The organism is Streptomyces sp. NPDC003042, from assembly GCF_053591315.1.
The window spans coordinates 48810-61185 of the sequence record NZ_JBSFTP010000041.1 but is presented as its reverse complement, the minus strand read 5'-3'; the positions used below and the strand labels follow the sequence as shown (position 1 = coordinate 61185).

14 protein-coding genes are annotated in these 12376 nt (G+C 70.6%); 9 read left to right on the top strand and 5 right to left on the bottom strand.

The window, feature by feature from the left end; translation table 11 throughout:
* Positions 1–152 precede the first annotated feature (152 nt).
* Complete coding sequence (locus ACWDYJ_RS20825) at positions 153–608, top strand: dihydrofolate reductase family protein (protein WP_451567060.1); 456 nt, start codon at positions 153–155, stop codon at positions 606–608.
* 38 nt (positions 609–646) lie between these two features.
* On the opposite strand, the gene ACWDYJ_RS20820 is transcribed toward ACWDYJ_RS20825, so the two are convergent.
* Together ACWDYJ_RS20820 and ACWDYJ_RS20815 are read right to left on the bottom strand one after the other, a co-directional pair.
* Positions 647–847, bottom strand: coding sequence for a hypothetical protein (locus ACWDYJ_RS20820; protein WP_451567056.1), 201 nt, complete (start codon positions 845–847; stop codon positions 647–649).
* Positions 848–896: 49 nt separating this feature from the next.
* Complete coding sequence (locus ACWDYJ_RS20815) at positions 897–1040, bottom strand: hypothetical protein (RefSeq protein ID WP_451567055.1); 144 nt, start codon at positions 1038–1040, stop codon at positions 897–899.
* A gap of 333 nt (positions 1041–1373) precedes the next feature.
* Between ACWDYJ_RS20815 and ACWDYJ_RS20810 the strand changes: the two genes are divergently transcribed.
* Both ACWDYJ_RS20810 and ACWDYJ_RS20805 read left to right on the top strand, forming a co-directional pair.
* A complete protein-coding gene (locus ACWDYJ_RS20810; protein WP_451567054.1) occupies positions 1374–2585 on the top strand; it encodes a pyridoxal phosphate-dependent aminotransferase in 1212 nt (403 codons plus the stop codon).
* Positions 2586–2677: 92 nt separating this feature from the next.
* Positions 2678–3070: an SCO4983 family protein gene (locus ACWDYJ_RS20805; protein ID WP_451567053.1), complete on the top strand. Its 393-nt coding sequence runs from the start codon at positions 2678–2680 to the stop codon at positions 3068–3070.
* A gap of 180 nt (positions 3071–3250) precedes the next feature.
* Here ACWDYJ_RS20805 and ACWDYJ_RS20800 read toward each other — a convergent pair whose 3' ends face one another.
* On the bottom strand, positions 3251–3694 hold the full coding sequence (locus ACWDYJ_RS20800) for a hypothetical protein (protein ID WP_451567052.1): 444 nt from the start codon (positions 3692–3694) through the stop codon (positions 3251–3253).
* Positions 3695–3837: 143 nt separating this feature from the next.
* On the opposite strand from ACWDYJ_RS20800, the gene ACWDYJ_RS20795 reads away from it, so the two are divergent.
* Genes ACWDYJ_RS20795 through ACWDYJ_RS20780 form a run of 4 tightly spaced genes read left to right on the top strand, consistent with a single transcriptional unit; the run spans position 3838 to position 8420 of the window.
* Positions 3838–4971, top strand: a complete 1134-nt coding sequence (locus ACWDYJ_RS20795; RefSeq protein WP_451567051.1) for a hypothetical protein — start codon at positions 3838–3840, stop codon at positions 4969–4971.
* Positions 4968–6167 carry a toxic anion resistance protein gene (locus ACWDYJ_RS20790; RefSeq protein ID WP_451567050.1) on the top strand — a complete coding sequence of 400 codons (1200 nt, stop codon included), beginning with the start codon at positions 4968–4970 and terminating at the stop codon, positions 6165–6167. Before ACWDYJ_RS20795 ends, ACWDYJ_RS20790 begins: the two co-directional genes overlap by 4 nt.
* A complete protein-coding gene (locus tag ACWDYJ_RS20785) occupies positions 6164–7801 on the top strand; it encodes a substrate-binding and vWA domain-containing protein (protein ID WP_451567049.1) in 1638 nt (545 codons plus the stop codon). Before ACWDYJ_RS20790 ends, ACWDYJ_RS20785 begins: the two co-directional genes overlap by 4 nt.
* Complete coding sequence (locus tag ACWDYJ_RS20780; protein WP_451567048.1) at positions 7788–8420, top strand: hypothetical protein; 633 nt, start codon at positions 7788–7790, stop codon at positions 8418–8420. Before ACWDYJ_RS20785 ends, ACWDYJ_RS20780 begins: the two co-directional genes overlap by 14 nt.
* On the opposite strand, the gene ACWDYJ_RS20775 is transcribed toward ACWDYJ_RS20780, so the two are convergent.
* Entirely contained in the window at positions 8393–8887 is a 495-nt protein-coding gene (locus ACWDYJ_RS20775; RefSeq protein WP_451567047.1) for a DUF6463 family protein, read from the bottom strand. The two genes, ACWDYJ_RS20780 and ACWDYJ_RS20775, sit on opposite strands and share 28 nt — an antisense overlap.
* 58 nt (positions 8888–8945) lie before the next feature.
* Between ACWDYJ_RS20775 and ACWDYJ_RS20770 the strand changes: the two genes are divergently transcribed.
* Positions 8946–9524, top strand: a complete 579-nt coding sequence (locus ACWDYJ_RS20770; RefSeq protein ID WP_451567046.1) for a TetR/AcrR family transcriptional regulator — start codon at positions 8946–8948, stop codon at positions 9522–9524.
* A 114-nt stretch (positions 9525–9638) separates the two neighbouring features.
* Here the strand turns inward: ACWDYJ_RS20770 and ACWDYJ_RS20765 are convergent, their stop codons facing one another.
* Positions 9639–11486 carry a phosphoenolpyruvate carboxykinase (GTP) gene (locus tag ACWDYJ_RS20765; protein ID WP_451567045.1) on the bottom strand — a complete coding sequence of 616 codons (1848 nt, stop codon included), beginning with the start codon at positions 11484–11486 and terminating at the stop codon, positions 9639–9641.
* A gap of 211 nt (positions 11487–11697) precedes the next feature.
* Between ACWDYJ_RS20765 and trhA the strand changes: the two genes are divergently transcribed.
* Positions 11698–12375 carry a PAQR family membrane homeostasis protein TrhA gene (gene trhA / locus ACWDYJ_RS20760; RefSeq protein ID WP_451567044.1) on the top strand — a complete coding sequence of 226 codons (678 nt, stop codon included), beginning with the start codon at positions 11698–11700 and terminating at the stop codon, positions 12373–12375.
* The last annotated feature ends 1 nt before the right edge of the window (position 12376 follow it).

Here is a 12376-nt window from a genome sequence, read left to right as displayed (position 1 = left end):
TTCGTATGTCCGGGGCGGGACGGTCGGTCAAGAGTGGAGCGCAGCGACATCGCGTAGCGACGCGACGAAGGAGCGCTCTTGAGGGGCCGGCCCGACACGGAGAGACGATGAGACTGACGGGAAACCCCCATACCCTCCCTGATCCCGGATGACTGGACGCTGGTCACCGAAGCCCCCGCCCGCCTCCCCGATCCCGCCAACCGGACCCCCTCACCCCCGCCCTGGCGGGCAGCCCCCGGGCACCCCCGACCCCGCCCCGCCGGAACCCGCAACCCCCCTTCTGGCCCTACGAGGGCAAGCGCGTCGCCGTCCTGAGCACCACGCTGGTCACGGACGACCCGCGTGTCACCGTCTTCCGGTCCCTCGACGAGCTGCTGGCCGGGCTCACCGCGCTGGGCGCCGAGAACGTCTACGTGGACGGCGGCCGGATCATCCAGACCTTCCTCCGCGAAGGCCTGCTGGACGAGCTGACGATCACCACCGCGCCGGTCCTCATAGGTTCGGGCCTGGCCCTCTTCGGGGAGCTCGCCGGCCAGGACGTCGAGCTGACCCTCCAGTCGGCCAAGGCCCTCGCCGGCGGCTTCACGCAGGCGACCTACACCCTCTGACCCCGGCCCGGACCCTAACCTTGGACCCTGACCCCCTACTAGAGGTACTCGCGGGCGAACTCGACCGCCCACTCGACGGCCGCCACCGGGACGCCCGCCGAGTGGGGGTCGACGGCGAGACGGGCGGCCTCCCAGCCCTGGCCGTGCTCGCGGAAGATCGCGAAACGCGCCGTCCCGGGCGTCACCAGGAACTCGATCATCCGGTCATCGCCGCCCGTGCCCACCGTGGTGATCGTCATGTCGCCGACCGTGAAGTCCACCGCTGCTCCCCACTCTCCTCGATGCCGCTCAGGACCAGGCCACCAGCAGGAACACCGCCGCGAAGAGCGCCGCGCCCGCCACCATGACGGTGCCCGCCACGGCCACGATCACCGTGCCGACCCGTTCCGTACCCCGGCGGTAGTCCGCCGGCTTCCATCCGCTCTCGTTCATGCGCCCAGCCTGTACGCCGGACCGGGCCCGCACATGAGCGCCCGTACTCAGGCCACGTACTCAGACCTCAGACCTCAGACCTCGGAACTCACACCACGACCCCACCACGACCCCACACCACGGCCTCATTTCCCCGAGGTGACGAGCGCAACATCCCGGCTCGCCGGCCCTTCCGCATCCACCCGTTCCGCAGGGCGGAACGGAGCCCGGCCCCGGATTCCAAGGGTGGACCGTGCCGCCACCCGACCATCCGTAAAACCGGGACATATCGCTCGCCCGGCTCCCGGCCGAAAGGCGGAAGCGCGCGGGCGCGGAGGCCCGTAAGCTCCCGTCATGCAGGTGATCCAGTCAACGAAACTCGCCAATGTCTGCTACGAGATCCGCGGACCCGTCCTCGAAGAGGCGATGCGGCTCGAAGCGGCAGGTCATCGCATCCTCAAGCTCAACACCGGCAACCCCGCGGCCTTCGGCTTCGACTGCCCGCCTGAGATCCTTGAGGACATGCTCCGCAACCTGGGCAACGCCCACGGCTACGGGGACGCGAAGGGACTGCTGTCGGCGCGCCGCGCGGTGATGCAGCACTACCAGACCAAGGGCATCGAGCTGGACGTCGAGGACATCTACCTCGGCAACGGAGTCTCCGAGCTGATCCAGATGTCCATGCAGGCGCTGCTCGACGACGGCGACGAGGTGCTCGTCCCCGCGCCGGACTACCCGCTGTGGACCGCCTCCGTCTCGCTCGCCGGCGGCACGGCCGTGCACTACCGCTGCGACGAGCAGTCCGACTGGATGCCGGACCTCGGCGACGTCGAGCGCAAGATCACCGACCGCACCCGCGCGATCGTGATCATCAACCCGAACAACCCGACCGGCGCCGTCTACAGCGACGAGGTGCTGCGCGGCCTCACGGACATCGCCCGCCGCCACAAGCTCGTCGTCTGTTCGGACGAGATCTACGACCGGATCCTCTACGACGGCGCCACGCACACCAACACCGCCGCCATTGCGCCGGACCTGCTGACGCTCACCTTCAACGGGCTGTCCAAGAACTACCGCGTCGCCGGCTACCGGGCCGGCTGGATGGCGGTCTGCGGCCCCAAGAAGAACGCCTCGTCGTACATCGAGGGTCTGACGATCCTCGCGAACATGCGCCTGTGCGCGAACATGCCCTCGCAGCACGCCGTGGCGACCGCGCTCGGCGGCCGCCAGTCGATCAACGACCTCGTCCTGCCGGGCGGGCGGATCCTGGAGCAGCGCAACGTCGCCTACGACCTGCTCACCCAGATCCCGGGCGTCACCTGCGTGAAGCCCATGGGCGCGCTCTACGCCTTCCCGAGGCTGGACCCGTCCGTCTACAAGATCAAGGACGACCGGCAGATGGTCCTGGACCTGCTCCGGGCCGAGAAGATCATGGTCGTGCACGGTACGGGCTTCAACTGGCCCGAGCCGGACCACTTCCGGATCGTGACGCTGCCCAATGCCAAGGATCTGGCCGACGCGGTGATCCGGATCGGCGCGTTCCTGGACGGATACAGCCAGCCCTAGCGGGACTCCGGCGGCACACCGTCAGGATTCAGCTCAACTTTAGAACGGATCCAATGTAGGATGGTCTCCTGACCCACGCAGGAGGCCTCCTCATGTACGAGCCGATCCGCGCCAAGTCGGTCGTCCACCGCATGGGCGGCAACCGCGCCGACTATCCGCACAGCAGCCGCACCGAAGCACTCGACACGCAGCTCGCCGGGCACCTCGCCGCGCTGCTCGCCGTCACCGACGAGCTCGGGCTCGACGAGAGCGCCGAGCGCATCGCCGACCACGTGACGCGGCTGCGCGGGTCCCGGCCCGCGCGTGCGCCGCACGCTCCGGCCGGCGACACCGCCGCGCTGCACCGGCGGGCCCACGACCTCGCCGCCCGCGCCCTGCTCGTCGCCGCGTCCCGCGCCGACACCACCGCCGCGATCCTCGCCGCCGAGCGCATGGACGCACACGCCGCCGCCCTCGACTCCGTCGACCTGGCCGGCGCCCACTGACGGCCCCGGTCCGGGGCCGCGGAGGCTCCGGACCGGGTGCCACTAGCCCTGCGGGCACGCTTCGGCGTGTACCGCGGCCCCGGCGGGCCGCTTCGGGGGCTCCGCCCCCGGGCCCCCGCGCCTCAAACCCCCCCAGACTCCGTCCGGGGATACCCCCTGGCGGGGCTGAAATGATGCGCCTCAATCGCCGGCGGGGCTCGGATCGTTGTCCGGTGTGAAGTCCGCCGCCGCCACGCCGCACCAAGGGGTCGTTGCCGCCGGCCAGACCGGGCCGAGGGCCTCGGCGCGTTCCGTCGCGCCCGGGGAGACGCCCGGGATCTTGACCAGGGCCTGGGACGACCGGCCGCCCGGGGACGCCTCCGCACGGTCGCGGAACTCCACGGTGACGACGTAGGCCCCCGGGCCCTGGGGGCGGCCCGTCGCCTCGACCACGCCCACCACCCGCCGGCTGGCCGGATCGATTCGGCACGCGGTGATCCGTACGTCCCACACCTCCGGCCTCGGCGGCGGCCCGTCCGCCTCCTCGCCGCTGGCCCATACGTAGAGCCCCAGCGGGGCGAACACCAGCAGACCGGCCAGCCCCACCAGGGCCACCAGCCAGCCCTGCCACTTCAACGCGCTCACGCCCATGGCACGATCCTCCCGGGCCCCCGCCCTGCCCACCAGCACCCACGGGCCCACACAGCATTTCGAAGTGGGACCGCCCGGACACCTGACGTTCACTCAATCCGGCGCGGAATGTGGGTTTCCGCGAGCACGCTGCACCCGTGAGACGCATCCTGGGAATCGCTCTGGCGGTCCTCCTGATCGGCGGCGTGATCGCCGTCGTCATCGGGGGACAAGGACCAGAGGGCACGGCAACGAAGACCGTGCGTGGCGTCATCGGATCGGAGAAGTCGGACTTCTTCCGCGACCCTGACGTCGTCAAAGCCCTTGCCGCCAAGGGCTACACCGTGAAGGCGGAGACGTCGGGCTCCTGGGCCATGGACCAACTGGACCTGAAGCAGTTCGACTTCGCCTTCCCCAGCAGCAGTGAGCCCGCCAAGGAGATCGAGGCCGCGGCCGGGGTCAAGGGAGCGCAGACCGCCAAGCCGTTCTTCTCCCCGCTCGTGGTCATCGCCCGCCCCAACGCGGCCGGGGTCCTCGCCGACGGCGGGCTCGTGAAGATGTCCGGAAAGAACTCCGGCACCCTCATGATGGGCCCCTACCTGAAGGCGGCCGGCGAGGACCGGACCTGGCAGCAGCTTCCCGGCTCCGCCGCCTACGCCGAGCTGACCGGCACGGTGTTCATCAAGACCACCGACCCGGCCACCTCCAACTCCGGGGCGCTGTTCGTCGCGGCCACCTCCAACGTCGCCAACAACAACAGCGTGGTCGCCGACGACGCCGGCATCGACCGTACGGCGCCCCTCCTGCGCAAGCTCATCTCGGTCCAGGGCGCCCTGGAGCAGAGCACCGACGACCCCTTCCGGGCGTTCATCAGCGGCAGCGGCGAACCGCTGATCCTGGCCTACGAGTCCCAGGTGGCCTCGCTCCTGCTGCAGAAGCAGGCGACCGGGGAGGCCGGCGACATGGTGGTCCTCTACCCGGACACCACCGTCAACTCCCCGCACACCTTCGTACCGCTCAGCGAGCAGGCCAGGGAGCTGGGCACCCTCCTCGCCACCGATTCCGAGCTGCGCGAGCTGGCCGTACGCCACGGTTTCCGCCCGCAGGACGGCGTCACCGAGTTCACCACCGCGACCGCGCCCCACTCCGGCTACCTCAACCCGGGGCTGACCGGCATCCGGCAGGTCGGCGCACCGACCGTCAAGGTCCTGATGGCGCTGGCCGCCCGCGCCAAGGGCCAGGACCAGAGCCAGGGCCAGGGCCAGGGACAGAGCCAAGGAGGCACTCCATGACACTGACACCGCCCGAGGAGAGCCCGCTCGTCCTCACCGCGCCCGAGCCCGTCGCCCCCGTCCGCCGGGAGCAGGCCGCCGGCCTCGTCCCGCTCCAGGACGGCGTACACGACGAGATGGCCCGCCGCGCCGGGGAGTACGTCGGTTCGCTCGCCGGGATCGACGCCCGCTCGCCCGAGTTCGCCACCAAGATCGGCGAGATCGCCGGACTCGGCTCCGCCGACATCCGCAGCGCCGCCCAGCAGTCGAACCGGATGCTGGAGCGGGCCGTACGCTCCCTCGGCTCCGGCGAGGGCGGCGACGCCCGGGCCCGGGTCGCCGGCTCGCTCGTCGAACTGCGCCGCACCGTCGAGGACCTCGACCCGCGGGACGCGCCCGCCAAGGGGGCCCGCAGGCTGCTCGCGAAACTGCCGGGCGGCAACAGGTTCCGCGACCACGTCGCCAAGTACGCCTCCTCGCAGGCCACCCTCAACAGGATCGTCGGCGCGCTGCGCAGCGGCCAGGACGAGCTGCGCCGCGACAACGCGGCGCTGCACACCGAGCGGGCGCGCCTGTGGGAGACCATGGGCAAGCTCCAGGAGTACGCGGTCCTCACGGAGGCATTGGACGCGGCCGTCGAGCAGCGGATCGCCGAGCAGACCGATGGCCCGCGGGCCGACGCGTCGCAGGCCGACGCGCTGCGGGCCGACGTGCTGTTCCCGGTGCGGCAGAAGCACCAGGACCTGCTGACGCAGCTGGCCGTGTGCGCGCAGGGATATCTGGCGATGGACGTGGTCCGGCGCAACAACGACGAGCTGATCAAGGGCGTGGACCGGGCGGCGACGACCACCGTCTCCGCCCTGCGGATCGCGGTGATGCTGGCATCGGCGCTGGACAACCAGCGCAAGGTGGTCGAGCAGGTCAACACCCTGCGCGACACCACGGAGGACCTGATCCGGGGCAATGCGGAGATGCTGGCGACGCAGAGCGGGGAGATCCAGCGGATCGCCGCGGATCCGGCGGTCGGGGCCGAGACGCTGCGGACGGCCTTCGCGCAGATCTACCGGACCCTCGACGCGATCGACACCTTCAAGGTGCGGGCCACCGAGAACATGGCCGTGACGGTGGAGTCCCTGACCGGCGAACTCCGTTCGGCCTCCGCGTACCTGGCCCGTACGCGCACCGCGAGCGCCCTGGAAGGCGGGAACGACCGATGAGCGTGCGGACGGCGCGGATGCGCGGAAACCTGGCGGCGGCGGTGGCGCTCGCCGCGACCCTGCTCGGGGCCTCGGCCTGCACCACCGGCGAGGACCGCTCGGCGGGCCCCGGGGGCTCCTCCGGCGGGCAGGAGAAGCCGGCGTACAAGGAGGGCCGGCTGCGGGTGCTGGCCTCCAGCGAGCTCTCCGACATGGAGCCGGTCCTGAAGGCCGCGAAGGCCGCCACCGGAGTGGGCGTCGATTTCACCTGGTCCGGGACCCTGGACGCGGTCGAGCAGGTCGCCTCGGGGAAGGCCGACGGGGCGTACGACGCGATCTGGCTCTCCTCCAACGACTATCTGCGGCTGCGGCCCGAGGCGGCCGCCAAGCTCGCCAACGAGACCCGCGTGATGTCCTCGCCGGTCGCCATCGGGGTCAAGCCGGAAGCGCTGGCCCGGCTGGGCTGGAAGCCGCAGGAGGTGACGTGGTCGGCGGTCGAGGAGGCCGTCGCCGCCGGGAAGCTGACGTACGGGATGACCGACCCGGTGCGCTCCAACTCCGGTTTCTCCGCGCTGGTGTCGGTGGCCTCCGGCCTGTCGGGGGCGCAGGCGGCGCTGACCGACGCCGATGTGCGCACGGCGCAGCCGAGGCTGAAGGGGTTCTTCGCCGGGCAGAAGCTGACGTCGGGCTCCTCCGGCTGGCTCGCTGCGGCGTACGCCAAGCGCGACGACGTGGACGCGATGGTGAACTACGAGTCGGTGCTGATGGCCATGAACGACCGGGCGAAGGCTCCGCTGACGGTGATCCGCCCGCGCGACGGAGTGGTCACGGCGCACTACCCGCTGACGCTGCTGACCTCGGCTCCGGCCGGGGCGCGCGAGTCGGGCCGGATCCTGACGGAGTACCTGCGGGGCGCCGGCGCGCAGAAGGAGATCACCGAGAAGACGTTCCGGCGCCCGGTGGCGGCCGGGGTGGCGCCGGCGGCCGGGCTGGACGTTTCGGTGCGCCGCGAGCTGCCCTTCCCGGGCTCGCGGTCGGTCGCGGACGGGCTGCTGGCCTCGTACGAGAACGAACTGCGTCGGCCCTCCCGCACGGTGTACGTACTGGACACCTCCGGTTCGATGGCGGAGGGTGACCGGATCGGGCGGCTGAAGTCGGCGCTCAACGACCTGACGGGGACGGCTGGTTCGGGAACCGGTCAGCGGTTTCGGGACCGCGAGGAGGTGACGCTGCTGCCCTTCGGTGACAAGGTGAAGAAGGTGCTGACGCACGTCGTCGAGCCGGGCGATCCGGGGCCTGCCCTGGAGGGGATCCGGAGTGATGTGAAGTCCTTCCGGCCGGAGGGTGGCACGGCCGTGTACGGCAGCCTGAAGGCGGCGTACCAGCACCTGGGGAAGGGGAACGCCGACGCGTTCACCTCGATCGTACTGATGACGGACGGGCAGAGCGGCGACCAGGTGCGGGACTTCGACTCCTTCTACGCCGGACTGCCGGAAGGGCAGAAGCACACGCCGGTCTTCGCGGTGCTGTTCGGCGACTCGGACCGCAAGGAACTCACCCACATCACGGAGCTGACCGGCGGCCGGCTCTTCGACGCGACCGACGGGAACGGCTCGCTGGACGGGGCATTCGAGGAGATCCGTGGCTACCAATAGGGCGCCGGGGCGGGCGCCGGCCGCCCGCGCCCTGGCCTACCTGGAGTCGAAGAAGAACCTGGCCGGCAGCGCCTGCGGCGTGGCCGGGCTGGGCCTGACCCTGGCCGGTGTGGCGGGCGCGTACTGGCCGGTGGTGATCGCGGGCCTGTACGGGGCGGGTGCGCTGATCGCCCCGCCGGAGCGGGTGCCCCCGCCGCCTCCGCCGCCGCCCGCCGAGCAGTTGGGCGTACTGCGGGAGAACCTGGGCGGGCTCAAGGAGTACCTGGCCGGGGTGGAGCTGCCCGCGGCGGCCGTGGGCAAGCTGTCCGAGCTGATGGAGCTGTACGCGGCGCTGCTGGATCCGGGGTGGGTGGCGGACGTACTGGCCACCGAGCCGGAGGCCGTGCACGTGCTGGACCGGGCGATCCGACTGGACGTGCCGGAGTGCGTGGACACGTACAGCCGTACGCGGTGGTGGACGCGGCTCACGCCGGGCGGCCAGTCGCCCGAGCGGCACCTGGAGCGGCAGTTGGCGGTCCTGTCCCAGGAGGCGGAACACGTGACGGCGGGCCTGCGCGAGGTGGAGGCCCGCCGTCAGCAGACGCACACCACCTACCTGGAGGACCGGGGCCGCTCCTGATGGTCCAGCCGGTCCTGATGGTCCAGCCGGGCGGAATGGTCCTGCCGGTCCTCACGGTCCTGCCGGGCGTGATGGTCCTGCCGGTCCTCATGGTCCTGATGGTCCCGACCCGCCCTGATCAGCAGGAAGGCCGGTACGAGCATCAGGATCATCGGCGTGGGTTCCATGATGACCGCCCCTACGAGCCCCCAGGCGCCGAGCGTCCAGCCGACGAACGGCGGCACGGTGACGCCGCGCCGCGCCAGGCCGAGGACGAGCGCCCCGAGCACCATCAACGGGACGGCGAAGCTGCCGAACGAGGCCCAGAAGGCGCCGGCCGCGCCGCCGGGGTGGATGAACTCCTCGCGCGGCAGGTTCCACAGTCCGCCGGTGAACCAGTCGTCGAAGTACTGCGTGTTCTGCGCTCCCAGCACCACCAGATGCAGCGTTCCCAGGAACAGCAGGATGCGTCCAGCCCAGCGTGTCACGACACGCCCCCTTACGAGACCGATAGTTCCGAAACTCTCAGTACCGTAATATAGCCGCATGGCACGCCCCAGAGATACCCGCGTCGACGAGGCGATTTTGAGCGCCACCCGCGAACTGCTGGCGGAGGCCGGATACGCCGGGCTCACCATGGACGCCGTGGCCGAGCGCGCGCGGATCGGGAAAGCCGCGATCTACCGGCGCCACGCCACCAAACAGGAGATGGTCTTCGCGGCGGCCGTGCATGGCACCGACCTGCCCGACCCTCCCGACACCGGCACCCTCCTCGGGGACCTGACCGCCCTGGTCCAGGAGATCGTGGACCACCTGACCAACCCGGCCGCGGCCGCCGCGATCCCCGGGCTGATGGGTGACCTGCGCGGCTCACCGGAGCTGGCCGCCCGCTTCCACGACGTCCTCGTCTCGCGCCAGCAGCTGGGCATCGGGCACCTCCTCGACCGGGCGGTCGCGCGGGGGGAGCTGCGTACGGCGCCGGATGTGGCCCTGGTGCACGCCTTGGTGTCCGGGCCGGTCTTCGCGGTGATCTACGTACAGAACCGCTCGACGGAAGGGCTGCCCGAGCAGCTGGGCGCGGTGATCCACTCGGCGCTGACCGCCGCCGCGTCACGGAACGCGTAACAGCGGGCCTCCGCGCAAGCAGAGGCCCGCTGTCAGCAGACGCACACGACCCTGTTGAGGCCGCTGAGGAATCCTTGGTCGGGAACTCCCGCGTCAGTTCACGGGGGTGTGGGTTCAGCCCAGGCGCTCGACCAGCGCGTGGTACTGGTCCCACAGCTCCTTGGGGGTGTGGTCGCCGTAGGTGTTCAGGTGCTCGGGGACCAGGGCGGCCTCCTCGCGCCAGACCTCCTTGTCGACCCTGAGGAGGAAGTCGAGGTCCTCGGCCGGGAGGTCCAGGCCGTCGGTGTCCAGGGACGCGACGGTCGGCAGGATGCCGATGGGGGTCAGGGCGCCCTCGGCGGTGCCTTCGAGGCGCCCGACGATCCACTTCAGGACGCGGCTGTTCTCACCGAAGCCGGGCCACACGAACTTGCCCGCGTCGTTCTTGCGGAACCAGTTCACGTAGTAGATCTTCGGGAGCTTCGACTGGTCCTTGTCTGCGGCCACCTTGACCCAGTGGGCCATGTAGTCGCCCATGTTGTAGCCGCAGAACGGCAGCATGGCGAAGGGGTCGCGGCGCAGCTCGCCGACCTTGCCCTCGGCGGCGGCGGTCTTCTCGGAGGCGATGTTCGAGCCGATGAAGACGCCGTGGTTCCAGTCGAAGGACTCGGTGACCAGCGGCACGGCGGAGGCGCGGCGACCGCCGAAGAGGATCGCGGAGATCGGGACGCCCTTGGGGTCCTCCCACTCGGGGGCGATCGTCGGGCACTGGGAGGCCGGGACGGCGAAGCGGGCGTTGGGGTGGGCGGCCGGCGTCCCGCTCTGCGGGGTCCAGTCGTTGCCCTTCCAGTCGGTGAGGTGGGCGGGCGCCTCCTGGGTCATGCCCTCCCACCACACGTCGCCGTCGTCGGTGAGCGCGACGTTGGTGAAGACGGTGTTGGCGTACATCGTCTTCATGGCGTTGGCGTTGGTGTGCTCGCCGGTGCCGGGGGCCACGCCGAAGAAGCCGGCCTCGGGGTTGATCGCGTAGAGGCGGCCGTCCTCGCCGAAGCGCATCCAGGCGATGTCGTCGCCGACGGTCTCGACGGTCCAGCCGGGGATCGTGGGCTCCAGCATGGCCAGGTTCGTCTTGCCGCAGGCGCTCGGGAAGGCGGCGGCGATGTACTTCGCCTCACCCTCGCCCTGCGGCGGGGTGAGCTTGAGGATCAGCATGTGCTCGGCGAGCCAGCCCTCGTCGCGGGCCATGACGGACGCGATGCGCAGGGCGTAGCACTTCTTGCCGAGCAGGGCGTTGCCGCCGTAGCCGGAACCGTAGGACCAGATCTCGCGGGACTCCGGGAAGTGCGAGATGTACTTGGTGGTGTTGCACGGCCACGGGACGTCGGCCTGGCCCTCGGCGAGCGGAGCGCCGAGGGTGTGGACGGCCTTGACGAAGAAGCCGTCGGTGCCGAGTTCGTCGAGGACGGCCTTGCCCATGCGGGTCATGGTGCGCATGGCGACCGCGACGTAGGCGGAGTCGGTGATCTCGACGCCGATCGCGGAGAGCTCGGAGCCGAGGGGGCCCATGCAGAAGGGGACGACGTACATCGTCCGGCCCTTCATCGAGCCGCGGAAGATGCCGTCCTGGCCCGAGAAGACGGCCTTCATCTCGGCCGGGGCCTTCCAGTGGTTCGTCGGGCCCGCGTCCTCCTCCCTCTCGGAGCAGATGAAGGTCCGGTCCTCGACGCGCGCGACGTCGGAGGGGTCGGAGGCGGCGTAGTACGAGTTCGGGCGCTTCGCCTCGTCCAGCTTCTTGAACGTGCCCTTCTCGACGAGCTCCTCGCACAGCCGCTCGTACTCGGCCTCGGAGCCGTCGCACCAGACGACGCGGTCCGGCTGCGTGAGGGCTGCGATCTCGTCCACCCAGGAGATCAGCTCCTGGTGGGTCGTCGGCAGGGTGGTGGGAGCCTTGTCGTTCCCGGTGAGCACAGCGTCGCGCGCCACGATTGCTCCTTGTTGAGGGGTTTGTTTGGTGTATGCCCCGTGGGGGCTGCGACCCGGACGCTTCGCGCTCCGCTCATCCGGTGCCGACCGCACTCATCTGATCATCCGGTGCGTGTGCGCATATGTCCAGAGGGCCTCTCACGTGAGCATTGCCACGTCCGTCAATCTTCCGTAAAGAGGACTAACGGAAACCTACGGACCCGTAGATAGCATGTCGGTCATGACTTCTGACGCCGCCGCCGTACCGGCTGCTCCGGAGGCCAAGCCGCTGATGCGCGGCTGGCTGCACACCGGAATGTTCCCCGCCGTGGTGGTCGCGGGCCTGGTGCTGATGACATTCACCCACTCGACCAGGGCGCGGGTCGCCTGCGGGGTGTACATCCTCACCGCCTGCCTGCTCTTCGGCGTCAGCGCCGTCTACCACCGCGGCACCTGGGGACCGCGCGGCGAGGCCATCCTGCGGCGGCTCGACCACGCGAACATCTTCCTGATCATCGCGGGCACCTACACCCCCCTGACGGTCCTGCTGCTCCCCGACTCCACCGGGCGGACCCTGCTGTGGGCGGTGTGGATAGCGGCCGCGGCCGGCATCGCCTTCCGCGTCTTCTGGGTCGGCGCCCCGCGCTGGCTCTACACCCCCTGCTACATCGCCATGGGCTGGGCCGCCGTCTTCTTCCTGCCCGACTTCATGCGCACCGGCGGCATCGCCGTGCTGGTGCTCGTGATCGTCGGCGGTCTGCTCTACAGCGTGGGAGGGGTCATCTACGGAATGAAGCGACCCGACCCCTCCCCGCGCTTCTTCGGCTTCCACGAGGTCTTCCACTCCCTGACGCTCGCCGCCTTCGTGGCGCACTACGTCGGCATCTCGCTCGCCGCCTACTCGCACTGAC